The sequence below is a fragment of the Microbacterium sp. T2.11-28 genome (assembly GCF_950097975.1).
In the GTDB taxonomy this organism is placed as follows: Bacteria; Actinomycetota; Actinomycetes; order Actinomycetales; family Microbacteriaceae; genus Microbacterium.
On the sequence record NZ_CATNHF010000001.1, the window covers coordinates 367,320 to 389,106 of the forward strand.

Below are 21,787 nucleotides of genomic sequence, written 5' to 3' on the forward strand. Positions count from 1 at the left end.
TCCAGCCTACCGGGGTCAGTTCTTCGCGAGCGCGGCGCGCTCCTGCTGGCCGACCCGTCGATCGATGGCGTCCGCGAGACCGGGATGGGACGCCAGGGTCGGGTCCTCGGCCAGCACGCGCTCCGCGGCCGCGCGGGCGCGGGCGATGAGGTCGGCGTCGGCGACCACCCGCAGCAGGCGCAGCGACGAACGCGCGCCGGACTGCGCGTCGCCCAGCACATCGCCCTCGCCCCGCAGCTCGAGGTCGACCTCCGCCAGCTCGAATCCGTCGCTCGTGCGCGCCACCGCCTGCACCCGGGAGCGCGCCATCGTGCCGACAGCGGCCTCGGTCACCAGCAGGCACAGCCCCGGCAGCCCGCCGCGGCCGACCCGCCCGCGCAGCTGGTGGAGCTGGGAGACTCCGAAGCGGTCGGCCTCGAGGATCACCATCGTGGACGCATTCGGCACGTCGACGCCCACCTCCACGACCGTCGTCGCGACGAGCACGTCGATCTCGCCGCGCGCGAACGCCTGCATCACGGCGTCCTTCTGGTCGGCGGGCATCTTGCCGTGGAGGACCTCGACCCGCACGTCGCGGTACGACTCGTCGCGAGCGAGCATCTCGGCCACCTGCACCACGCCCCACCGGGTGCGCTCCGTCTCCCCCTCGACCGCCGGCGCGGACGGCGCGTCCGGATCCGGCTCCTTGGCCGCGGCGTCGATCGCCGCGCAGACGACGAACGCCTGCCGCCCCAGCGCGACCTCCTCGGTGATCCGCTCCCAGACGCGGGCGAACCACCCCGGCTTCTCGGCCAGGGGTGCCACGAACGTCTCGATGCCCGCACGGCCGGCCGGCAGCGTGCGGATGGTGGACACGTCGAGGTCGCCGAACACGGTCATCGCCACCGTACGCGGGATGGGCGTCGCGGTGAGCACGAGCACGTGCGGCGCGTTGCCCTTGGCGCGCAGCGTCTCGCGCTGCTCGACGCCGAAGCGGTGCTGCTCGTCGACGACGACGAGTCCGAGGTCGGCGAAGGTGGTCGTCGAGCTGAGGAGCGCGTGCGTGCCGACGACGATGCGCGCCTGGCCCGACGCCACCCGCAGCGCCGCCTTGCGCCGCTCGGCGGCGGGGAGCTGCCCCGTGAGGAGCGTGGGCATGAGCTCGGGCGCCAGCCGCGGACCCAGCATGCGCGCGATCGAGCGGAGATGCTGCGCGGCCAGCACCTCGGTGGGGGCGATGAGCGCAGACTGCCCGCCCGACTGCGCGACCTGGAGCATGGCGCGCAGTGCGACGAGGGTCTTGCCCGATCCCACTTCTCCCTGCACGAGCCGGTTCATCGGCCAGTCCGCCTGCAGGTCGGCCTCGATGCGGTCGCCGACGGTCACCTGATCGGGGGTGCGCGCGAACGGCAGCGAGGCGTCGAAGCGCTCGAGCAGCTCCCCCGCCGGCCGTGCGGTCGCCGCCAGCGCCCGCACCTCTTGCCGCTGCTGCAGGAGGGCGGCCTGGAGGACGAAGGCCTCGTGCATGCGGAGCGTGTGACGCGCCGGGTCGATCTGCTCGATGTCGTCGGGGGTGTGGAGGTGCCGCACGGCGGTGAGGGCGGGCAGGAGGCCCACGGCGCGTCGCAGCGCCTCGGGCAGCGGATCGGGGATCTCGGTGACGCGGCTCAGCACGGCGACGATCGTCTTGTGGAGCTGCCAGCTCGACACGGTGCTGGTGGCGGGGTAGATCGGGATCGGCTGGCGCTGACGCGCCTCCGCGCTCTGGCGCGCCTCGCCCTCGTCGTCGAAGAGCTCGTAGTCCGGATGGGCGAACTGCTTCTGCTGCTTGAACTCCCCCACCTTGCCCGAGAAGATGCCCTGCCGCCCCACGCGGAGGTCGGCCTGCCGCCACTGCTGGTTGAAGAAGGTGAGGTTGACCGTGCCCGCGCCGTCGCTGATGACGACCTCGAGGAGCGTGCCGGGGCGCCCGCGCATCGGGCGCACCGACACCGAGCGCACCTCGGCCACGATCGTCACCTGCTCGCCGACGGGAAGGGACGCGATGGGGGTGAGCTCGCCACGGCGCGCATAGCGACGGGGATAGTGCGCCAGGAGCTCGCCCACCGTGGTCATCCCGAACGCCCGTCGCAGCGTCGCCGCCGTCTTCGCGCCGACGACCTCCTCGAGGGTCGAGGACAGCGTGACAGGCGGCATGAGTCGAGTCTAGGGAGCGGCGCCGACGCGGGCGCGACCCGCGCCCGCGTACAGTGGACGGATGATCCGACGCGCCGTCGCCCGTGTCTTCTGGACGTTCAGCCGCTGGACCCTGCGCACCGAGCCCGCGCCCGTCGCCCCGACGGTCCTGGTCGGCGCGCCGCACACCTCGAACTGGGACTTCGTCCTCATGCTCGCCATCGCGTGGCGGCTGGAGATCCCGATCCGCTGGCTCGGGAAGGACTCGCTCTTCCGCGGGTGGCGCGGACCCCTCATGCGTCGCCTCGGCGGCATCCCGGTCGACCGGCGCGACGCCGGACGCGTGGTGTCCGAGGTCGTCGCGCGCGCGCACGCCGGCGAGGTCTTCGGCCTGGTCGTGACCCCCGACGGCACGCGCGGGCCGCACACCCACTGGAAGAGCGGCTTCTACCGGATCGCCCGCGAGGCGGGGATGACGCTGACCCTCGGCTACGTCGACCGGACCACCATGACCACCGGCCTGGGCCCCACGCTCGCGCTGACCGGCGACGTCGCCGCGGACATGGACCGCATCCGGGCGTTCTACGCCGACAAGGCCGGTCTCCGCCCCGAGCTGCGCGTCGAACCGCGGCTGCCGTCCGAGGCGCCGCACGGCGTGGGGACGTGACACGGATCATCGCCGGCGCCGCCGGCTCGCTCACCCTGGCCGTCCCCGATGCCGGCACGCGCCCCACCAGCGACCGCGTCCGGGAGTCCCTCTTCGGTGCGCTGGAATCCGCCGGCGTCCTCGCCGGCGCCGCCGTCGCCGACCTGTACGCGGGGTCGGGCGCGCTGGCCCTGGAAGCCGTCAGCAGGGGCGCCGCCTCGGCCGATCTCGTCGAGCGTGCGCCGCGCGCGGCCGCCGTCGCCGAGCGCAACGCCCGCACCGTGCAGCGCGCCGTCCCGGGCGCCGTGATCCGGGTCCACCGCGCCACGGCCGATGCCTTCCTGCGCTCCGCGGCCACGCCCTTCGACGTCGTCTTCATCGATCCGCCGTACGACCTCGGCGAGACCGAGCTCGCCGCGACGCTCGCGCTCGTCGCCTCCCGCCTCGCCCCCGGGGGCCTCGTCATCATCGAACGCGCGGCGCGATCGCCCGAGCCGACCCTCCCGCGCGGGATGACCAGCGACAGGCACAAGCGCTATGGGGACACCGCGATCTGGTGGGTCACGGACGACACGAGCGAGCTCGACCCCGAAGAGTAGTCCGCGCGGCCGATGCCGGCGGCGTCAGCCTCGGACGGCATCCCAGTCGCGCAGCGGATCCCAGCCGCCGGGGCCGGCCGGCGGCACCCCGTCCACGGTGACAGGGGCCGTCCCCCGGGCCCGGACGCGGCCGATGGCCCGGAAGCCCTCGGGCAGCGCCGCGTCCTCGGGGAAGGCCGCCAGGAGCGCGTGATCCTCTCCGCCGCGCAGCTGCGGACCGTCGGCGATGCCGCGGAGGTCGACGGTGACCCCTGACGCGTCTGCCAGGCGGGTCGCATCCAGCAGCAGCCCGTCCGAGACGTCCATCATGGCGGTGGCCCCGGCGACGGCGGCGACCGGCCCGAGACCGACCGGCGGCTCCGGCCGGAGCTGCGCGACGAGGTCGGCGCGGGACGCGTCGTCGAGGAGGCCGAGGTCGACCGGCACGGGGAATCCGTCCGGGTCGCGGAATCGATCGAAGAGCACGGCGAGGCCGCGCGCGGCGGCGCCGAGACTGCCGGCGACGGCCACGACGTCGCCGGGGCGGGCGCCGCTGCGCAGGACCGGCGCACGGCCCTCGAGCACGCCGACGGCCGTGACGGCGATCGTGAGCGTGTCCGACGCCGTCAGGTCGCCGCCCTCCACCGCGCATCCCGGGGCGAGCAGATCGCAGGCGGCGCGCAGGCCGCGCGCCAGTTCCGTCACGAAGGCGACGGTCGTGTCGGCGGGCATCGCCAGGGCGACGAACAGGGCCGTCGGCCGCGCCCCCATCGCGGCGACATCGGCGAGGTTCACCGCCGCCGACTTGAAGCCGAGGTCGTGGCCGCTGGACCAGGCGAGCCGGAAGTCCGGACCGTGCACGAGCGTGTCCGTGGTGACGACCACGCGCTCGCCCGGGGCAGCCAGCACGGCCGCGTCGTCGCCCGGGCCGACGACGGCGGCGGAGGCGCCCGACAGCTCCGCCAGGATGTGCGCGAGGAGCTCCCCCTCGGACACGTCGCCGACGGTCGGGCCGTGAGGTGCGCTCATGAGTCCACGGTAGCCTGAGGGGGTGACCCGAACCCGCCGCATGCTCCGGCCCGCGGCCGTCGTCGGCGCCGTGGCCGCCGTCGTGCTCCTCACGGGATGCGCCACCACCGTCTCGATGCAGCCCGCACCGGAAGCCGACTCCCCGGACTGCGCCGCGGTGACCGTACGGCTGCCCGCCGAGGTCGACGGCCAGCCGCGCGTCTGGACCGACGCCCAGGCGACCGGTGCGTGGGGGGCACCCACGACCGTGCTGCTCACCTGCGGGCTCGAGCCCTCCGGGCCGTCGACGCTGCCGTGCGAGACCGTGGACGGCATCGACTGGCTCATCGACGACGCCGAGGCGCCGCGCTACCGGTTCACGACCTTCGGCCGCACCCCGTCGGTCGAGGTCTACCTCGACTACGACGTGGTCAGCGCACGCTCGGTGCTCGGCTCGCTGTCGTCGGCGGTGCGGATGCTGCCGGCGACCGAGTCGGAATGCACCGACCGGCCGTCCGCCTGAGCCTCAGCGCACCCGCGCCAGGTCGATGAGCTCGGTGAGCAGCTCGTCGTAGGGCAGCCCCGAGGCGATCCAGCACTTGGGGAACATCGAGATCGGCGTGAACCCGGGCATGGTGTTCACCTCGTTGACGAAGAACTCCGTGCCGGTGAAGAAGAAGTCCACCCGCGCGAGCCCCTCGCCGCCGACGGCCTCGAACGCGCGCGCGGCGACGCGCTGCATCTCCGCCAGCTCGCCGGGACGGAGGTCGGCCGGGCACACCAGGTCGATGCCGGGCGCGTCGAGATACTTCGCCTCGAAGTCGTAGAACTCGCGGCCGGTGATCACGATCTCCCCGGCGACGCTCACGCGCGGCGGGGCGCCATCACGTCCCTCGAGCACTCCGCACTCGACCTCGCGGCCGGTCACCGACTGCTCGACGAGCACGGTGGCATCCTCTGCGAACGCGACATCGAGCGCCGCGTCGAGCTCGTCCCACGCCGAGACCTTCGAGACGCCGACGCTCGATCCGGCCCGGGCCGGCTTGACGAACACCGGCAGGCCGAGCGCGCGCACGCGCCGCTCCCACAGCTCGCGCTCCCGGGAGAGATCGCTCCGCGTGAAGGCGACCCAGGGCACCACCGGCACGCCGGCGGACTTCAGGATGCTCTTCGTGGTGTGCTTGTCCATGCCGATCGCCGACATCAGGAGCCCGGCGCCCACGTAGGGCAGACCGAGCAGCTCCAGGAACCCCTGCACGGTGCCGTCCTCGCCGAAGCGGCCGTGGAGGATCGGGAAGACGACGTCGACGTCGCCGAGGGACTCCTCCGACCCGTCGGCGCGGACGAGCGTCAGCTCGCGCGACCGGGTCGAGTCCGGCCAGCGCACGCGCGTGCCGTTGTCGACGACCTCCGGGAGGCTCCCCGCTGTCAGCGCGAACTTGTCGGGGTCGTCGTCCTCGAGCACGAAGGCGCCGTCGCGGGTGATGCCGATGGGGATCACCCGGAAGCGATCACGATCGATCGCGCGCAGGACCCCTCCGGCCGTGGCGGAGCTGATCGAGTGCTCGCTCGAACGTCCTCCGAAGAGCACCGCCACTGCCGCCTTGTCCATCCTGCGTCCTCTCGCCCTTCGGCTTGTCGTCGTCGGTCGTCAGATGAGGCGCGATGTCGCGCGGATCCATCGTTCCGTCCAGAACCATCTTGACCTGCTCCACGATCGGCATCTGCACGCCCGCCTCGCGGGCCAGCTGCAGCACCGGCGCCACCGAGGCCAGACCCTCCGCCGTCTGGTTCATCTGCTTGACCACGTCCTGGAAGCTGTACCCCTGCCCCAGCAGCCGGCCGGCCGTGTTGTTCCGGCTGAGCGGCGACTGGCAGGTGGCGATCAGGTCGCCGAGGCCCGCCAGTCCCTGCAGGGTCTCGGGCTCGGCGCCCTGGGCGACCGCGAAGTCGGTCATCTCCACCAGCCCGCGGGTGATGATCGAGGCCTTCGTGTTCTCGCCGTAGCCGACGCCGTCGACGATGCCGATCGCCACGGCGATGAGGTTCTTGAGCACCCCGCCGAACTCCGTTCCCACCACATCGGTGTTCACGAAGGTGCGGAAGTAGCCGTTGCGCGCGCGCAGCGCGACCGCCTCCGCCGTCTCGCGGCTGGAGGAGGAGATGACGGCCGCCGTGGGCTGCTCGCGTGCGATCTCGAGCGCGAGGTTCGGGCCCGAGGCCACGGCGATCCGCGCCGGATCGCAGTGCAGCTCCTGCTCGATGACCTGGCTCATCCGCAGCCCCGACCGCTTCTCGACCCCCTTCATGAGGGACACGATCGGCGCGCCCGTCTGGGCGACGAGCGGCCGCACGGCCTTCAGGTTCTGGCGCAGGGCCTGGCTGGAGATCGCCAGATACACCTGGGTGGAGCCTTCGAGCGCCTCCGACAGGTGGGTCGTGGCGGTCATGCTCCGCGGGAGGTTCACGCCGGGGAGGTACTCGCTGTTGCGGTGCCCCTCGTGGATCTCCTGCGCGAGCTCTGCGCGCCGCGCCCACATGACGACGTCGGCGCCGCCGTCGGCGAGCACCTTGCCGAAGGTGGTCCCCCAGCTGCCGGCGCCGATGACGGCCACCCGCGGCCGCACGCCCTCCTGCCTACGACTCAAGGCGGCCCGTCTCCTTCTGGCCGTGCACGCTCGGGTCCCAGCGCTCGGCGGGAGGGTTCTGCCCGCGGAGGATGCCGAGCAGGCGCGAGATGTCGGCCATGACCACGTCGGTGGCGGCCACCAGGTTCGTCGCCGTCCTCGTGGCGCGGTACTCCTCGAGGTCGAGCGCCGGGCCGAACAGCACGCGGACGCGGCGGCGCGGCGGGAACAGCCGCAGCTTGCCGTAGCGCGGCATGATCTCCTGCACACCCCAGGTCGCGACGGGGATCACGGGCAGGCCTCCGGCGAGGGCGAGGCGGACCGCTCCCGTCTTGCCGCGCATGGGCCACATGTCGGGGTCGCGGGTGAGCGAGCCCTCGGGATAGACGATGACGCCCCGGCCCGACTCGACCAGCTCCTTCGCCTGGGTGATCGTCTGCTTGGCGGCGGCCGCCGTCGATGCGCGTGCGACCGGGATCATGCCGGTGGCGCGCAGCAGCGCACCCAGCACGGGCACGCGGAACAGGCTCTCCTTGGCCATGAACCGCGGGGCGCGGCCCAGCCGCCAGGTGGCCACGGCCGTGATCAGCGGGTCGAACTCGCTGTAGTGGTTCGGCGCGAGGACGTACGCCCCCGACTCGGGCAGGTGCTCGCCGCCCTCGATCTCGATCTTCGCGAACCACCCCACGGCCGGGATGACCACCGCGGCGGCCGGCCAGAACGCACTCGGCCGGGACTTCTCCGCCGACGCGCGGCGACGCGTTCCCATCGCGGCCTAGCCCGCGACCGAGAAGTCGGCGCCGAGGGCGGCCAGCTTGTCGAAGAGCTTCTCGTATCCGCGGCGGATGATGTCCACGTTGCGGATGATCGACTCGCCCTCCGCGGCGAGAGCGGCGATGACGTAGCTGTAGCCGCCGCGCAGGTCGGGCACCACGACGTCGGCGCCGTGCAGCGGCGTGGGCCCGGTGATGACCGCCGCCTGCTCGAGCGCGCGGCGCGGGACCCGGCGGTCGGGAGAGGCGATCCCCTCGGGATGCACGACGATGTCGGCGCCCATCTTGTTGAGCGCCTGCGTGAAGCCGAGGCGGTTCTCGTACACCGTCTCGTGCACGGTCGAGACGCCCTCGGCCTGGGTGAGCGCGACGATGAGTGGCTGCTGCCAGTCCGTCATGAAGCCGGGGTGCACGTCGGTCTCGACGACCACCGGCTTGAGCGCGCCGCCGCGGCGGAAGCGTATGCCGTCCTCGGCGATGTCGAAGTCGCCGCCGGCCTTGCGGAAGACGTTCAGGAAGGTGAGCATCTCCTGCTGCTTGGCGCCGGCGACGAAGATGTCCCCGTCGGTGGCGAGGGCGGCGCACGCCCACGACGCGGCCTCGTTGCGGTCGAAGATGCAGCGGTGGTCGTAGCCGCGCAGCGACTCGACGCCCTCGATGAAGATGACGCGGTTGGGCTCGTACGAGATGATCGCGCCCATCTTCTGCAGGACCGCGATCAGGTCCATGATCTCCGGCTCGATCGCGGCGTTGCGCAACTCGGTCGTGCCCTTCGCGCGCACCGCGGTGAGCAGCACCTGCTCGGTGGCGCCGACGCTCGGGTAGGGCAGTTCGATGTTCGCGCCGTGCAGCCCGTCGGGCGCCGACAGGCGGATCCCGCTCGGGAGCTTGTCGACGATGGCGCCGAAGGCCCGCAGGGCGTCGAGGTGGAAGTCGATCGGGCGGTCGCCGATGCGGCAGCCGCCGAGGTCGGGGATGAAGGCCTGGCCGAGCAGGTGCAGCAGGGGGCCGCAGAACAGGATCGGGATGCGCGACGCCCCGGCGTGCGCGTCGATCTCCTCCATGTGAGCCGAGACCGCCCCGCTGGGGTCCAGCCGCAGCACGCCTTCGCCGTCGTCCTCCACGGTGACGCCGTGGACCTCGAGCAGCGAGCGCACCACCTGCACGTCGCTGATCTCGGGGACATCGCGCAGCACGCTCGCCGACTCGCCGAGCAGCGCCGCCACCATCGCCTTGGTGGCGAGGTTCTTGGCGCCCTTGACGTCCACGCGGCCGCGCAGCGGCCGTCCTCCCCGGATCGTCAGCACCGTCACCTCGTCTGGTTCGCCGCTGCCTTCCGACGGCGACGGGGCGGACTCGCTCAGGAGGGTGTTCATCCGGTGGACCTCACTTGTATCTCGAGGAAACGACTGCGTGCCCCGTCGTGAGGGGCGTGCTTCGGGCTACGGGACAGGAAGCGTCCGTGGCCGCCACGCCTCACGGCGCGCCTCGAACTGCGCGATCTTGTCCTCATTGCGCAGCGTGAGCCCGATGTCGTCGAGCCCTTCGAGGAGCCGCCACCTAGTGTAATCGTCGATCTCGAAAGCGGTCTCGAACTCACCGACACGGGCGGAGCGCGAAACGAGGTCGACCGTCATCTCGACGCCGGGATCGGCCTCCAGCGCAGCCCAGATGCGTTCGATCTCGGGCTCGCCCACCACGCCCGTCACGAGTCCCTGCTTGCCCGCGTTCCCGCGGAAGATGTCGGCGAACTTGGGGCTCAGCACCACGGAGAACCCGTAGTCGCGCAGTGCCCACACCGCGTGCTCGCGGCTCGAGCCGGTGCCGAAGTCGGGGCCGGCGACGAGGATGCTCGCCCCCGCGTAGGCGGGCTGGTTGAGCACGAATGCGGGATCCTGCCGCCAGTTGGCGAAGAGCGCGTCGTCGAAGCCCGTCTTGGTGACGCGCTTGAGGTAGACGGCCGGGATGATCTGGTCGGTGTCGACGGCGGACCGCTTCAGCGGGACGGCGACACCGGTGTGGGACGTGAACGCGTCCATCAGCGGACCTCCGCCTTCGTCGGTTCGTGGCTGAGAGCGGGCAGATCGCTGGGGCTCGCGAGGCGGCCGAGCACGGCGGTCGAGGCGGCGACGAGCGGCGACACGAGGTGGGTGCGCCCGCCCTTGCCCTGCCGGCCCTCGAAGTTGCGGTTGCTGGTCGACGCGCAGCGCTCGCCCGGCGCGAGCTGGTCGGGGTTCATGCCGAGGCACATCGAGCAGCCGGCGAACCGCCACTCCGCGCCGAACTCGGTGATGATCTTGTCCAGGCCCTCGGCCTCGGCCTCGAGCCGCACGCGTGCCGAGCCGGGCACGACCATCACGCGGACGCCCTCGGCCTTGGTCCGACCCTGGATGATCGACGCGAACTGCCGCAGGTCCTCGATCCGGCTGTTGGTGCACGAGCCCATGAACACGGCGTCGACCGCGACGTCCTTCAGCGGCGTCCCCGCGGCGAGGTCCATGTACTCGAGCGCCCGCTCGGCGGCGGCGCGCTCGTTGGGGTCGTCGAACGAGGCGGGGTCGGGCACGACGCCGCTCAGCGACACGCCCTGCCCCGGGTTGGTCCCCCACGTGACGAACGGCTCCAGCTCGTTCGCGTCGAGGAACACCTCGGCGTCGTAGACGGCGCCCTCGTCCGACGGGAGCGTGCGCCAGTAGGCGACGGCGTCCTCCCAGTCCTGTCCGGTCGGGGCATGGGGCCGGCCCTTCACGTACGCGAAGGTCGTCTCGTCGGGGGCGACCATGCCCGCCCGCGCGCCGGCTTCGATCGACATGTTGCAGATCGTCATCCGGCCTTCCATCGACAGCGCGCGGATCGCGCTGCCCCGGAACTCGAGCACGTATCCCTGCCCGCCGTTGGCGCCGATCTTCGCGATGATGGCGAGGACGATGTCCTTGGCGCTCACGCCGGGCTTCAGCTCTCCCTCGACCGTGATCGCCATCGTCTTGAACGGCTTCAGCGGCAGGGTCTGCGTCGCGAGGACGTGCTCGACCTCGCTCGTGCCGATGCCGAAGGCCATCGCGCCGAACGCGCCGTGCGTGCTCGTGTGGGAGTCGCCGCAGACGACCGTGATCCCCGGCATCGTCAGTCCCAGCTGCGGACCCACGACATGGACGATGCCCTGGTCCTTGTCGCCGAGCGAGTGCAGCCGGACGCCGAACTCGGCGGCGTTGCGCCGCAGCGTCTCGATCTGCGTACGGCTGGTGAGGTCGGCGATCGGCTTGTCGATGTCGAGGGTCGGGGTGTTGTGGTCCTCGGTCGCGATCGTGAGATCGAGGCGCCGCACCGGCCTGCCCTCGGCCCGCAGCCCGTCGAAGGCCTGCGGGCTCGTCACCTCGTGCACGAGGTGGAGGTCGATGTAGAGGAGGTCGGGCTCGCCGTCCTCTCCCTTGACGACCAGGTGGTCGTCCCAGACCTTCTCGGCCAGGGTGCGCGGGCGATCGGGAATCGAAGTGCTCATGTGTCTCGTACTCCAGGATGGGGGTGTGCCCGCGACGGACTCCGCGACGAGAGAGGGCTCAGAACGAGATCTCGTCGCGGCCGCTAAGGAGAAGACGAGCCAACCGCATCGGCTCAGATTACCACTTCACGACCGACGGTCGTCCGGCTCGGGCGCGTGCGGGTCGGCCACCGTCGGCGGCGTGCCCTTCTCCTCGGCGACGACCTCCGCGGCGGCCACCGGGGTCGACTCCGCCGGTTCGCCGGCCGCGGCGCCGACCGGCACCGCCGCACGCTCGCGCGCCGAGGCCACCAGGCTGGCGACGGTCGCGACCGCCATCGAGACGACGATCACGCCCAGCGACATCCACGTGGAGATCTCGGGCGCCCACTCGATGTGCTCGCCGCCGTTGATGAAGGGCAGCTCGTTCACGTGCATGGCGTGCAGCACCAGCTTGACGCCGATGAAGGCCAGGATGAAGGCGATGCCGTAATGCAGGTAGCGCAGCCGGTCCAGGAGGTCGCCGAGCAGGAAGTAGAGCTGGCGCAGTCCCATCAGGGCGAAGATGTTCGCCGTGAAGACGATGAACGGGCTCTGCGTGATGCCGAAGATCGCCGGGATCGAGTCGATGGCGAACAGCAGATCGGTGACGCCGATCGCCGCGAACACGATGATCATCGGCGTGAAGATCTTCTTGCCGTCGACGACGGTCCTCACCTTCGCGCCGTCGTACTCGTCGGAGATGTCGATCGTGCGGCGCAGCAGCCGCACGATGAAGTTCTCGCGCTGCGCGTCGTGGTCGTGGGTGCCGCCCGGGAAGGCCTGCCGCCACGCCGTCCACACCAGGAACGCGCCGAAGATGTAGAACACCCAGCTGAACTGCTCGATGATCGCGGCGCCCGCCAGGATGAAGAGGCCGCGCAGGACGAGCGCGATGATGATGCCGACCATCAGGACTTCCTGCTGGTAGCGGCGGGGCACCGAGAACTGGCTCATGATGAGCACGAACACGAACAGGTTGTCGATCGACAGGCTGTACTCCGTCAGCCATCCCGCGACGAACTGGCCGGCGAACTCTCCCCCCGCGAAGATCCACATCAGCAGCGCGAACACCAGCGCCAGCGTGACGTAGAAGACCACCCACAGCGTCGACTCCCGCGTGGACGGGATGTGCGGACGCTTCAGGATGATGAGCAGATCGGCGGCGAGGATCAAGGTCAGCACGACGAGCGAGCCGATCTCGAACCAGATGGGGAGGTCGAGGTCCATACGGGCCTTTCAGAGGGTGACGGAACGCCGAAAGTCTCTCCCCCGCCGAAGCGGCGCGCGCCCGGGCCCCCGACGGTGGGGTCCGTGATGACGGACGCGCGAGGCCGGGATACTCCCTCTCGCCCTGACAGAGTACCGCCCCGCGGCCGGGGCGGAGGACACGCTGAGACCATCGGCTCATTGCCGACACTCCTGTGCTGAGAGACGATATGAACACCATGACCGAGCCGTCGGAGCGCAGCGACGCCGAACTCGTCGCTGCGGCGGCGAGCGGCAGCGAGCACGCCTTCCGCACGATCTACCGCACCTACGTGCGGCCGGTCTACTGGATCGCGCACGGCCTGGTGGGAAACCCCGCCGACGCCGAGGAGGTGACCCAGGAGACGTTCCTGGCCGCGTGGCGGAAGCTGCCCGGCATGGAACTGGCGGGCGACTCGCTGCTGCCCTGGCTGGTCACCATCTGCCGCTTCCAGTCCGCCAACCGCATCCGCCGCCAGCAGCGCGACCGCACCCACACCGCCGCCGCCGTCGAGGAGACGCTCCCGTCGACCGTCGACGTCGAGCAGCAGGTGGTCACGTCGCAGCTGGTGGACCGCATCCTGCGCGAGGTCGCCACGCTCAGTCCCCTGGATCAGCAGATCTTCCGGCTGTGCGCCGCGGAGGGATACGCGTATCAGGCCGCCGCCGAGCAGCTCGGCGTGACCCATGGTGTCGTCCGCAATCGCCTCTCCCGGATCCGCACCCAGTTGCGGACCGCCGTCGAACCGGAGGGGACGTGAACGAAGACATGGACACCGAGGACGTGACGCTGCCCGAACTCAGCGACGCGCGCATCGACGAGATCGAGGGCGTGCTCTTCCGGGCGATCGGACGGGAGCGACAGCGCGACGTCGCGGCACAGGAGCGCGCGCGACGTGCGCGGCGCGGCCGGCTGTGGCTCGGAACCGGGGGCGCCGCCGCCGTCATCGTCATCGCCGCCGTGCTCGCGCCGTCGATGCCGGCGATCATCGGCGGGATGGGAGGCGGAAGCGACGCCTCGACCGCAGAGGGCGCCCCCGACATCGCCCCTGCCGACGGCGGGGATCTCGGCGGCGCGGTCGATCAGGGCGGAAACGGCACGATGTCCGGCGAGGGCGCTTCCGAGGAGTCGGGCACCGCGCGGGAGATCATCGCGACCGCGTCGGCCACCGTCCGCGTGGCGGACGCCGAGGCGGCTGCGACCCGGATCGGCGAACTCGCGACGGGCGCGGGCGGCTACGTCGAGGCGATGAGCGTGGGCGGTGAGCGAGCGGTCCCCTACGACGACATGGTCGACGGAGGGATGGTCGACGATGGGATGGGCGGCGATGCCGTGACGACGCCGTCGCCGTCGAGCGCGTGGATCACCGTCCGCGTGCCGGCCGCCGAGCTCGCCGACGTGACCGCCGCGCTGTCGGACGTCGGAGAGGTCACCGCCTCGCAGATCGACCGCCGCGACGTGACGTCGGAGGCGATCGACCTGCGCGCCCGTGTCGAGGCGCTGGAGGCCTCGGTGGCCCGCCTGACGGATCTCGTCGGCGAGGCGGAGTCCACCGCCGATCTCATCGCCGCCGAAGACGCGCTCGCGACGCGCCAGTCCGACCTCGAGGCCTACCAGCAGCAGCTGAAGTACCTCGACGAGCAGGTCGGGATGTCGACGCTCACGGTCTCGCTGTTCGAGCCGAGCCCCGTCGTGACGGCCGACCCCGCCGGGTTCGGCGACGGTATCGCGGCGGGCTGGGGCGGGCTCGTGGCGACGCTCAACGGTCTCGTCATCGCGCTGGGGTTCCTTCTCCCCTGGCTCGCCGTCATCGCCGTCGCCGCGACGATCGTGTGGGGCGTCCGCCGAGTGATCCGACGGCGGCGAACCGCGGCCGCCGCTGCCGGCACGCCCGATTCGGACGCTCCCCCGGCCGGCTGAACGCCGCCGGAGACCACGAAACGCCCGTCCAGTGGACGGGCGTTTCGTGTGTTGGTGACCCCAGCGGGATTCGAACCCGCGTTACCGCCGTGAGAGGGCGGCGTACTAGGCCGCTATACGATGGGGCCGATCAGGCAACCGTTCGATTATGCCATGGTCTCCGCGCCTCGTCCAAATCGAGGCCGCACCCGCGACGGGAGGCCGCGGCACGCCGACTCCGACGCACCGTGCGCGTCGTTGACTCCGACCCTCGGGGCGCGTTGACTGAGGGGATGCGCGTCACGAAGCACGAACATGCCTGCCTCCGCATCGAATCCGAGGGTCGTACGCTCCTCGTCGATCCCGGCGGGTTCACCCTCCCCCTCCACGATCTGCGCCGTGTCGTCGGTGTGGTGCTCACGCACGAGCACCCCGACCACTGGACGCCCGAGCATCTGCAGCGGATCGTCGACGCCTTCCCCGACGTGCCCATCTACGCTCCCGCCGGCGTGGCGGCGGCGGCCGCCGGCTTCCGGATCTCCGTGGTCTCCCCCGGCGACCGCGTCGACGTCGAGCCCTTCACGCTCGAGTTCTTCGGCGGCACCCACAACGTGATCCACTCCTCGATGCCGACCGTCGACAACGTGGGCGTCCTCGTCGACGGCACGTTCTACTACCCGGGCGACTCGTACGCGGTGCCCGCGGGCGTCGAGGTCGGACTGCTGGCCGCTCCCATCGGCGCCCCCTGGCTGAAGATCGGCGAGGCGATGGACTTCGTGCTGGAGGTGGCGCCGCGGCGCGCCTTCGGCACGCACGAGATGACGCTCTCGCGCATCGGCCTGGACATGCACCGTCAACGCCTGACCTGGGCGACCGAGCAGGGCGGCGGCGAGTTCGTCGCGCTCGAGCCCGGCGAGAGCATCGACCTCTAGCCGCCGTACGGGAAAAGACGGATGCCGCGGGCTCTCGCTCCGCGGCATCCGTCTTTCGCTCTGAGGATCACTCGGCGTCGTGGTCCGTCTCCAGGAACGCGACCAGGGAGTCCAGCGCCTCTTCGGCGCCCTCCCCCTCCGCCTTGAGGGTGACGACCGTGCCCTGCGTCGCCCCGAGGCCCATCAGCGTCAGGATGCTGCCGGCGTTCAGGTCGGGACCGCCCTCCACGGCGATCGTCACGGGCACACCGGTCGCCTGGACCGCCTGGACGAAGAGCTTGGCGGGGCGGGCGTGCAGCCCGGAGCTGCTCGCGACGGTGGCGGTGCGTTCTGCCATGGTGTTCCTCCTTGGATCGGTGACTACGAGCCTATGCCGTGACGGCCGTGGCCGGCACCTCGGCATTCCCGTCGATAACCTCCGCGGCAGGGCGGCGGTGCGCGAAGCGCTTGAGCAGCACGACGAGCACGGCGCTGACGACGGTGCCGATCGCGATCGAGAGCACCCACAGCCAGAAGTTGTCGATCGCGAAGAACACGAACACACCGCCGTGCGGGGCCTTGGAGGTCACGGCGAACGCCATCGACAGCGCTCCGGTGACCGCGCCGCCCACCATCGCCGCGGGGATCACGCGCAGGACGTCGGCGGCGGCGAACGGGATCGCGCCCTCCGAGATGAAGGCGGCCCCCAGCAGCCAGGCCGCCTTGCCGTTCTCGCGCTCCGGCTCGGTGAACAGCTTCCGGTCGAGCACCGTGGAGGCCAGCGCCATCGCGAGAGGAGGAACCATGCCCGCAGCCATGACCGCCGCCATGATCTGCAGGTAGCGCTCGTCGCCGGCGATCCCGGCGGCGAGGTTCGCCGTCGCGAAGCCGTACGCGACCTTGTTGACGGGCCCGCCGAGGTCGAAGCACATCATGAGGCCGAGGATCACGCCGAGGATCACGACGCCCGCGCCGGTGAGGCTGCCGAGCCAGTCGTTGAGAACCGTCATGAGCCACGCGATCGGGCCGCCGAGGACCATCAGCAGCAGGCCCGAGGCGAAGATCGAGGCCAGGAGCGGGATGATGACGACCGGCATCAGGCCTCGCAGCCAGCGCGGGACCTCGAGACGGTTGAGCCACCAGGCGGCCAGACCGGCGAGCAGACCGCCGACGATGCCGCCGAGGAAGCCGGCGCCCATGAAGGCGGCCACCGCACCGGCGACGAAGCCGGGCGCGATGCCCGGGCGGTCGGCCATGCCATAGGCGATGTAGCCCGCCAGCGCCGGCACGAGGAAGCCGAAGGACAGGCCACCGATCTTGAACGCCACGGCGCCCAGGTAGACGGCCAGCGAGTTGTCGCCGAGCGCCCAGAGGGTCGAGGACGCCAGGACATCGTCGGCGTTGAAGGCGATCTCGTAGCCGCCCAGGAGGAAGCCGAGGGCGATGAGGAGGCCGCCGCCGGCGACGAACGGGATCATGTAGCTGACACCGGTGAGGAGGGCCCGCTTGACGCTCCCGCCGAGGGAGGTCGGCGCCGCCGTGGCGGTCGCACCGGTCGCCGCGGCCGCGCTCACGCGGGCCGCCCCGGGGTTCTTCGCCGCCGCCACCGCCTCGGCGATGAGCTGCGCGGGCTGCTCGATCCCTCGCTTCACCCCCGAGCGGACGACGGGCTTGCCCGCGAAGCGCTGCTGCTCGCGCACGTCGACGTCCACGGCGAAGATCACCGCGTCGGCCTGATCGATGATGGCGGGATCGATCGCCTTGTACCCGCTGGAGCCCTGGGGCTCGACGACCAGGTCGACGCCCTCCTTGGCGCCCGCGGCCGACAGCGCGTCGGCCGCCATGAAGGTGTGGGCGATCCCTGTGGCGCACGCCGTGACCGCGACGATGCGGGCCGGACGGCCGTCGATCTGGTGCGCCGCATCGGCAGCGGCCGCGGAGGGAGCCGCGGCCGCGGCCGGGGGTGCATCAGAGACGGCGGCGCGCACGAGGGCAACGATCTCCTCGGCGGTGCTCGCCGAGCGGAGCCCCGCGGTGAAGTCGTCGCGCATGAAGCTGCGCGCGAGCTTCGACAGCACGGCGAGGTGCTCCTCCGCGGCGGTGTCCGGGGCCGCGATCAGGAACACGAGGTCAGCCGGACCGTCGGGGGCGCCGAAGTCGACGCCCGGCTTCAGACGCGCGAAGGCGAGGGTCGCCTCGGTGACGGCCGCGCTCTTCGCGTGGGGGATGGCGATGCCGCCGGGGAGTCCGGTCTCGTCCTTCTCCTCTCGCGCCCAGGCGTCTCGCGCCAGCGCGCCGGCGTCGGTGGCGCGCCCCTGCGCGGCGACGCGCGCCGCGAGGGCGTCGATGACGGCGCGCTTGTCGGCGCCGAGCGGCTCGTCGAGACTGACGAGAGCCGCGGTGATGATCTCTGACACGGTGACCTCCAGTGGTCGATTTGTCTTAGGTGAGGAGCGGACGGACCGGCACGTCGCCGGGGGGTAGGTCTGCGGGGGTGGGCGGCTGGGTGCCCGGCAGCGAGGCGGCAGCGGACCCGTAGCGGATGCCGCCGCGCACGCGGTCGGCGGGCTCCGCGCCCGCGGCGACGGCGAGCAGGAAGCCGGCCAGCGAGCTGTCCCCCGCTCCCACGGTGCTGCGCACCTGAATCGGGGGCGGCGTGCCGTGCCACGCGCCGTCCGCGGTGACGAGGACCGCGCCCTCACCGCCGAGCGTGACGAAGGCGGCACGGACCTGCCCGGGGACGAGGCGACGCGCCACGGCCAGGACGGCGTCGGCCAGGGGCGCGCCGGGGTCGAGGGCGACGCCGGCGAGCTCGGCGAGCTCGTCCTCGTTGGGCTTGATGAGGTCGGCGCCGCCGTCGGACACGACGGCGTGCAGGGCCGGCCCCGAGGTGTCGACCGCGATCGCCGGCGCGTGGGCGCCCCAGCGGTCGCGGACGGCATGGATGACGCGCACGTAGTAGTCGGCGGGCAGTCCCGGCGCCAGCGACCCCGCCAGCACGAGCCAGTCGGCCCCGCCCGAGGTCTCGACCACCGCGTCGGTGAGAGCCTGGGCATCGGCCTCGGTGAGCGCGATACCCGGAAGGTTGAGCTTGGTCGTGACGCCCTCGGGATCGGCGATCGTGATGTTGGCGCGCGCGGGCCCGTGGACGCGGACCGTCCGGACAGGAAGCCGCGCGCCGCGCAGCGCCGCGGCGAACGGGTCGCTCTCGTCGAGCGGGAGCACGGCCACCGTGGGGTGGCCGGCGGCGGCGATCACACGGGCGACGTTGATGCCCTTGCCCCCGGCGTCCTCCCGGGCGCCGATGGCCGCCTGCACCTCGCCCACGCGCAACGGCTCGCCGAGGCTGATCGTGCGATCGAGCGACGGGTTGGTGGTGACGGTGACGATCATGCGACGAGGACCTCCACATCGGCCTCGTCCAGCGCGCGGGCGAGTTCGCCGTCCGGCGCGGCGTCGGTGATGAGCACGTCGACGGCGGCCAGCGGTGCGAAGGACACGAGCAGCTCGGCGTCGAACTTCTCCGCGTCCGCGACGACGACGATCCGGCGGGCTGCGGCGACGATGGCGCGCTTGACGGCGGCCTCGTCGGGGTCGGGAGTGCTGAGACCGAATGCGCCGGAGATGCCGTTCACGCCGACGAAGGCCGTGTCCGGCCGCAGGCGCGAGACGGCCTCGACCGTCTGCGCTCCGACCGCAGCGGCCGTGAGTCCGCGGACGCGCCCGCCGATGGCGGTGAGCCCCAGGTGCGGCACCCCGGCGAGGGTGTGGGCGACGGTCATCGAGTGGGTCACCACTTCGAGAGCTCCGGCGACCCGGCTCTCGCGGGCGAGAATCTGCGCGATCGCCGCGGTTGTCGTGCCGGCGTCGAGGTACACGGCGCCGTCGAGGCCGGAGCCGAGTAGCTCCACGGCGGCCTGCGCGATCGCCTGCTTGGCGCCGCTGCGCACGCCGGCGCGCTCGGCGAACGAGGACTCGACGGTGCTGACGCGGGAGCGGCTGACGGCGCCGCCGTGCACACGGCGCACGAGTCCGGTGCGCTCGAGGTGCGCGAGGTCACGGCGCACGGTCTCGGTGGTGACCCCGAAGCGATCGGCGAGGTCGACCACGGCGACACGACCGTCGGCGGCGATGAGCTGCTCGATCTGCTGCTGGCGCTCCGTTGCGTACATGTGGTCCTCCTCGAACAAGCCACACATTACAACACAGTCCCACATATCACAACAGTCAGCACGTCGCCGCCGGGTGGGCCCGCTTCGCGTGCGCCCCGGGCTCGTTTTGTGAATGGTCTACAAGACACTCAGCGCCACCTTGCGTGAGACTTGGTGCCACCGCGCAGAACATCGCCGGCGTCCCCGGCATCGCCCCGACGGGCTGTTAGCGTCGTCACGCTTCACGACACATCCACGGTGCGCAGCGACGCTCACCGGGAGTCCGGTCCCCCGAAGACCGGCGTCGACGGGTCCCCCTGGAGCGTCCTCGCGCCTGCCCTCGGCAGGCCCTCACGATGGAGTCCTCAATGACGAGAACCCCTGCACACGTCCACGGTCTGGGCATGCGCATCACCGTGATCGTGCTCGGCGTGCTGCTGGCCGCCATGACGATCCTGTACTTCACCACCATCGGGAAGATCGCCGACGGCGCGGTGCGCCTGGACGCCGGCGCCAGCCAGGCCGACGACGGCTCCCGTCAGGTCGCCGACGGCGCAGCGCGCCTGGCGGGCGGAGCGGGCGACCTGGCCGCGGGAGCGGAAGAGCTCGGCGCGGGCGCCGTCGCGGCGGCGGACGGCGCCTCCGATCTCAGCGCGGGCGCCGGGCGCGCGTCCACGGGGGCCCGAACCCTCGCTGACGGCGCCGCCACGCTCACCGAGGGCGCCGCATCGGCCGCCGCAGGTGCCGGCCGGCTGAGCGCCGGCGCAGGATCGGCGGCCGCCGGGGCCGACCGCCTCGCCGCGGGCGCCGCCTCCGCGGCATCCGGCGCGGTGCGGGTGCGCAGCGGCGCGGCCGACATCGCCGCGGGCGCGGGCAAGGTGTCCGACGGCGCCTCGGCCGCGGCCGCGGGCGCCGCCCGCGTCAGCGGTGGCGCGACCCAGCTCGCGGCGGGAGCGGGCACGCTCTCCGCCGGCGCGGTGCGCGCCGCCGCCGGGGCCGAGAGCCTCGCCGCCGGCGCCGCCGCTGCGGTCGCGGGAGCGGAGACGCTCGCGCAGAAGACCGCAGCGCTCGCCACCGGGGTGGTCGGAGCCGACACCTACGCCCGCGGTGTCTACAGCGGCGCGAGCGACTTCGCCGCCCTGCTGTCGAGCACGGTGACCGCCGACGTGCAGACCCTCGCGGGCTCCCAGACCGCGATCTCCGGCCTCGCCGACGGTGCGGCCGGCAACGCGCAGACCCTTGCGGACGCGCTGGCGGGACTCGCGCAGTCCGACCCCTCGCTCGAGCCGCTCGCACAGCTCGCCGCCGGCCTCGACCAGCAGGTCGATGCGCTGGGCGCACCCGCGAAGAGCGCTCCCGCGCTCGCTCACGGACTCATGCAGGCCTCCGGCGGTGCCGCACAGGTCAAGGCGGGCGTGAGCGCGCTCATCAACGGCGACTCCTCCCGCGGATGGCCCGGGACCGTCGCTCTGGCCGACGCGGACCGCGGCGCTCCCGCACTCGCACAGGGAGCCGCAAACCTGGCCGAGGGCGTGTCCGCGCTGAGCACCGGCGCACGCGCGCTCTCCGACGGCACGAAGGAGCTCTCGGGCGGAGCGGCGGCGCTCGCCACCGGGACGACCACCCTCGCCGACGGCGCCGGCGACCTCGCAAGCGGGACCCGCAGCCTCGCGGGCGGCGCGGGCGCGCTCGCGGACGGCAGCGATACGCTCGCCGGCGGCGCCGCCTCGCTGGCGGACGGCACCCGCACCCTCTCCGCGGGCGCCGGCAGCCTGGCCTCGGGCACGCGCACGCTGGCCGAAGGCGCGACCTCGCTGAGTGCGGGAACCTCCGCCCTGAGCGCGGGGGCGACGCGTCTCTCGACGGGCGCAATGGAACTGGCAGACGGCACGGTCGCCCTGTCGGAGGGTGCGTCGTCCCTCGCCGACGGCGTCTCCCGCCTCTCCTCCGGCGCGGCCGCCGTGGCCGACGGATCGACCCAGCTGGCAGACGGCTCGGGTGAGCTCGCGACAGGCAGCGCCTCCCTCGCCGACGGCAACGGGCAGATCGCCGCGGGCACCGGGGAGCTCGCCTCGGCGACCACCGGCGCTGCACCGACGCTGATGCCCTGGCTCCTCGGCGTCCTCCTGGCGGCGCTCATCGCCGCCGGTTTCTGGATCGGTCACCGGATCGCGCACCGCGGTCGGGTCGCCGCGCTCGCGACGGCCTGATCCCCCCAGAGGCAGACCCCCGCAACAGCGAAGGCCCCGACCGTGAGGTCGGGGCCTTCGTCCG

Annotated in this window: 20 protein-coding genes and 1 tRNA gene; 7 read left to right on the top strand and 14 right to left on the bottom strand. The window is 72.5% G+C overall.

The genetic code is table 11. The features are described from left to right. Positions 1-15 precede the first annotated feature (15 nt). Positions 16-2,175 carry an ATP-dependent DNA helicase RecG gene (locus QQZ13_RS01825; protein WP_284527418.1) on the bottom strand — a complete coding sequence of 720 codons (2,160 nt, stop codon included), beginning with the start codon at positions 2,173-2,175 and terminating at the stop codon, positions 16-18. Positions 2,176-2,236: 61 nt separating this feature from the next. Between QQZ13_RS01825 and QQZ13_RS01830 the strand changes: the two genes are divergently transcribed. Further along, positions 2,237-2,821 (top strand): 1-acyl-sn-glycerol-3-phosphate acyltransferase, encoded by a 585-nt coding sequence (locus tag QQZ13_RS01830; protein WP_284527419.1) that lies wholly within the window; start codon positions 2,237-2,239, stop codon positions 2,819-2,821. Further along, positions 2,818-3,399: a 16S rRNA (guanine(966)-N(2))-methyltransferase RsmD gene (gene rsmD / locus QQZ13_RS01835; protein ID WP_284527420.1), complete on the top strand. Its 582-nt coding sequence runs from the start codon at positions 2,818-2,820 to the stop codon at positions 3,397-3,399. Before QQZ13_RS01830 ends, rsmD begins: the two co-directional genes overlap by 4 nt. Positions 3,400-3,423: 24 nt before the next feature. Here rsmD and thiL read toward each other — a convergent pair whose 3' ends face one another. Beyond that, the gene (gene thiL, locus QQZ13_RS01840) at positions 3,424-4,407 is read right to left on the bottom strand and encodes a thiamine-phosphate kinase (protein ID WP_284527421.1); all 984 of its coding nucleotides are present in this window, start codon (positions 4,405-4,407) and stop codon (positions 3,424-3,426) included. A gap of 22 nt (positions 4,408-4,429) precedes the next feature. Here thiL and QQZ13_RS01845 point away from each other — a divergent pair, with 22 nt between their 5' ends. Beyond that, positions 4,430-4,909: a DUF3515 family protein gene (locus QQZ13_RS01845; protein ID WP_284527422.1), complete on the top strand. Its 480-nt coding sequence runs from the start codon at positions 4,430-4,432 to the stop codon at positions 4,907-4,909. A gap of 3 nt (positions 4,910-4,912) precedes the next feature. On the opposite strand, the gene QQZ13_RS01850 is transcribed toward QQZ13_RS01845, so the two are convergent. The 7 genes from QQZ13_RS01850 to QQZ13_RS01880 form a co-directional block, all read right to left on the bottom strand. After that, positions 4,913-5,998, bottom strand: coding sequence for a D-alanine--D-alanine ligase family protein (locus tag QQZ13_RS01850; protein ID WP_284527423.1), 1,086 nt, complete (start codon positions 5,996-5,998; stop codon positions 4,913-4,915). Continuing rightward, positions 5,898-7,034 (bottom strand): NAD(P)H-dependent glycerol-3-phosphate dehydrogenase, encoded by a 1,137-nt coding sequence (locus QQZ13_RS01855; RefSeq protein WP_284527424.1) that lies wholly within the window; start codon positions 7,032-7,034, stop codon positions 5,898-5,900. Before QQZ13_RS01855 ends, QQZ13_RS01850 begins: the two co-directional genes overlap by 101 nt. Then, the gene (locus QQZ13_RS01860; protein ID WP_284527425.1) at positions 7,024-7,782 is read right to left on the bottom strand and encodes a 1-acyl-sn-glycerol-3-phosphate acyltransferase; all 759 of its coding nucleotides are present in this window, start codon (positions 7,780-7,782) and stop codon (positions 7,024-7,026) included. Before QQZ13_RS01860 ends, QQZ13_RS01855 begins: the two co-directional genes overlap by 11 nt. 6 nt (positions 7,783-7,788) lie before the next feature. Continuing rightward, the gene (gene murA, locus QQZ13_RS01865) at positions 7,789-9,162 is read right to left on the bottom strand and encodes a UDP-N-acetylglucosamine 1-carboxyvinyltransferase (protein ID WP_284527426.1); all 1,374 of its coding nucleotides are present in this window, start codon (positions 9,160-9,162) and stop codon (positions 7,789-7,791) included. A 66-nt stretch (positions 9,163-9,228) separates the two neighbouring features. Then, entirely contained in the window at positions 9,229-9,825 is a 597-nt protein-coding gene (leuD, locus tag QQZ13_RS01870) for a 3-isopropylmalate dehydratase small subunit (RefSeq protein WP_284527427.1), read from the bottom strand. Continuing rightward, positions 9,825-11,285 (bottom strand): 3-isopropylmalate dehydratase large subunit, encoded by a 1,461-nt coding sequence (leuC, locus tag QQZ13_RS01875; RefSeq protein WP_284527428.1) that lies wholly within the window; start codon positions 11,283-11,285, stop codon positions 9,825-9,827. The genes leuD and leuC overlap by 1 nt, the downstream gene beginning before the upstream one ends. Positions 11,286-11,411: 126 nt before the next feature. Beyond that, positions 11,412-12,533, bottom strand: coding sequence for a TerC family protein (locus tag QQZ13_RS01880; RefSeq protein ID WP_284527429.1), 1,122 nt, complete (start codon positions 12,531-12,533; stop codon positions 11,412-11,414). Positions 12,534-12,751: 218 nt separating this feature from the next. Between QQZ13_RS01880 and QQZ13_RS01885 the strand changes: the two genes are divergently transcribed. Further along, a complete protein-coding gene (locus QQZ13_RS01885; RefSeq protein ID WP_284527430.1) occupies positions 12,752-13,312 on the top strand; it encodes an RNA polymerase sigma factor in 561 nt (186 codons plus the stop codon). Beyond that, positions 13,309-14,472, top strand: coding sequence for a DUF4349 domain-containing protein (locus QQZ13_RS01890; RefSeq protein ID WP_284527431.1), 1,164 nt, complete (start codon positions 13,309-13,311; stop codon positions 14,470-14,472). The genes QQZ13_RS01885 and QQZ13_RS01890 overlap by 4 nt, the downstream gene beginning before the upstream one ends. A gap of 52 nt (positions 14,473-14,524) precedes the next feature. Here the strand turns inward: QQZ13_RS01890 and QQZ13_RS01895 are convergent. Continuing rightward, a tRNA-Glu gene (locus QQZ13_RS01895) sits at positions 14,525-14,600 on the bottom strand. 144 nt (positions 14,601-14,744) lie between these two features. On the opposite strand from QQZ13_RS01895, the gene QQZ13_RS01900 reads away from it, so the two are divergent. Continuing rightward, entirely contained in the window at positions 14,745-15,383 is a 639-nt protein-coding gene (locus QQZ13_RS01900; protein ID WP_284527432.1) for an MBL fold metallo-hydrolase, read from the top strand. 67 nt (positions 15,384-15,450) lie between these two features. Here QQZ13_RS01900 and QQZ13_RS01905 read toward each other — a convergent pair whose 3' ends face one another. From QQZ13_RS01905 to QQZ13_RS01920, 4 genes are read right to left on the bottom strand one after another with little or no spacing between them, the layout of a single operon-like run. Beyond that, positions 15,451-15,720, bottom strand: coding sequence for an HPr family phosphocarrier protein (locus QQZ13_RS01905; RefSeq protein WP_284527433.1), 270 nt, complete (start codon positions 15,718-15,720; stop codon positions 15,451-15,453). A 31-nt stretch (positions 15,721-15,751) separates the two neighbouring features. Further along, positions 15,752-17,779, bottom strand: a complete 2,028-nt coding sequence (locus QQZ13_RS01910) for a fructose-specific PTS transporter subunit EIIC (RefSeq protein WP_284527434.1) — start codon at positions 17,777-17,779, stop codon at positions 15,752-15,754. Positions 17,780-17,804: 25 nt separating this feature from the next. Beyond that, positions 17,805-18,755: a 1-phosphofructokinase family hexose kinase gene (locus tag QQZ13_RS01915; RefSeq protein WP_284527435.1), complete on the bottom strand. Its 951-nt coding sequence runs from the start codon at positions 18,753-18,755 to the stop codon at positions 17,805-17,807. Then, positions 18,752-19,534, bottom strand: coding sequence for a DeoR/GlpR family DNA-binding transcription regulator (locus QQZ13_RS01920; protein WP_284527436.1), 783 nt, complete (start codon positions 19,532-19,534; stop codon positions 18,752-18,754). Before QQZ13_RS01920 ends, QQZ13_RS01915 begins: the two co-directional genes overlap by 4 nt. A 347-nt stretch (positions 19,535-19,881) precedes the next feature. Here QQZ13_RS01920 and QQZ13_RS01925 point away from each other — a divergent pair, with 347 nt between their 5' ends. Further along, positions 19,882-21,723, top strand: coding sequence for a hypothetical protein (locus QQZ13_RS01925; protein WP_284527437.1), 1,842 nt, complete (start codon positions 19,882-19,884; stop codon positions 21,721-21,723). Positions 21,724-21,787: the final 64 nt, after the last annotated feature.

Bases quoted from the DNA above. Each gene is read 5' to 3' on its own strand.
- leuD (WP_284527427.1), bottom strand. From the start codon at position 9,825: ATGGACGCGTTCACGTCCCACACCGGTGTCGCCGTCCCGCTGAAGCGG.
- QQZ13_RS01925 (WP_284527437.1), top strand. From the start codon at position 19,882: ATGACGAGAACCCCTGCACACGTCCACGGTCTGGGCATGCGCATCACC.
- QQZ13_RS01885 (WP_284527430.1), top strand. From the start codon at position 12,752: ATGACCGAGCCGTCGGAGCGCAGCGACGCCGAACTCGTCGCTGCGGCG.
- QQZ13_RS01860 (WP_284527425.1), bottom strand. From the start codon at position 7,782: ATGGGAACGCGTCGCCGCGCGTCGGCGGAGAAGTCCCGGCCGAGTGCG.
- leuC (WP_284527428.1), bottom strand. From the start codon at position 11,285: ATGAGCACTTCGATTCCCGATCGCCCGCGCACCCTGGCCGAGAAGGTC.
- QQZ13_RS01905 (WP_284527433.1), bottom strand. From the start codon at position 15,720: ATGGCAGAACGCACCGCCACCGTCGCGAGCAGCTCCGGGCTGCACGCC.
- QQZ13_RS01850 (WP_284527423.1), bottom strand. From the start codon at position 5,998: ATGGACAAGGCGGCAGTGGCGGTGCTCTTCGGAGGACGTTCGAGCGAG.
- QQZ13_RS01920 (WP_284527436.1), bottom strand. From the start codon at position 19,534: ATGTACGCAACGGAGCGCCAGCAGCAGATCGAGCAGCTCATCGCCGCC.
- QQZ13_RS01825 (WP_284527418.1), bottom strand. From the start codon at position 2,175: ATGCCGCCTGTCACGCTGTCCTCGACCCTCGAGGAGGTCGTCGGCGCG.
- QQZ13_RS01830 (WP_284527419.1), top strand. From the start codon at position 2,237: ATGATCCGACGCGCCGTCGCCCGTGTCTTCTGGACGTTCAGCCGCTGG.
- thiL (WP_284527421.1), bottom strand. From the start codon at position 4,407: ATGAGCGCACCTCACGGCCCGACCGTCGGCGACGTGTCCGAGGGGGAG.
- QQZ13_RS01880 (WP_284527429.1), bottom strand. From the start codon at position 12,533: ATGGACCTCGACCTCCCCATCTGGTTCGAGATCGGCTCGCTCGTCGTG.
- QQZ13_RS01915 (WP_284527435.1), bottom strand. From the start codon at position 18,755: ATGATCGTCACCGTCACCACCAACCCGTCGCTCGATCGCACGATCAGC.
- QQZ13_RS01900 (WP_284527432.1), top strand. From the start codon at position 14,745: ATGCGCGTCACGAAGCACGAACATGCCTGCCTCCGCATCGAATCCGAG.
- murA (WP_284527426.1), bottom strand. From the start codon at position 9,162: ATGAACACCCTCCTGAGCGAGTCCGCCCCGTCGCCGTCGGAAGGCAGC.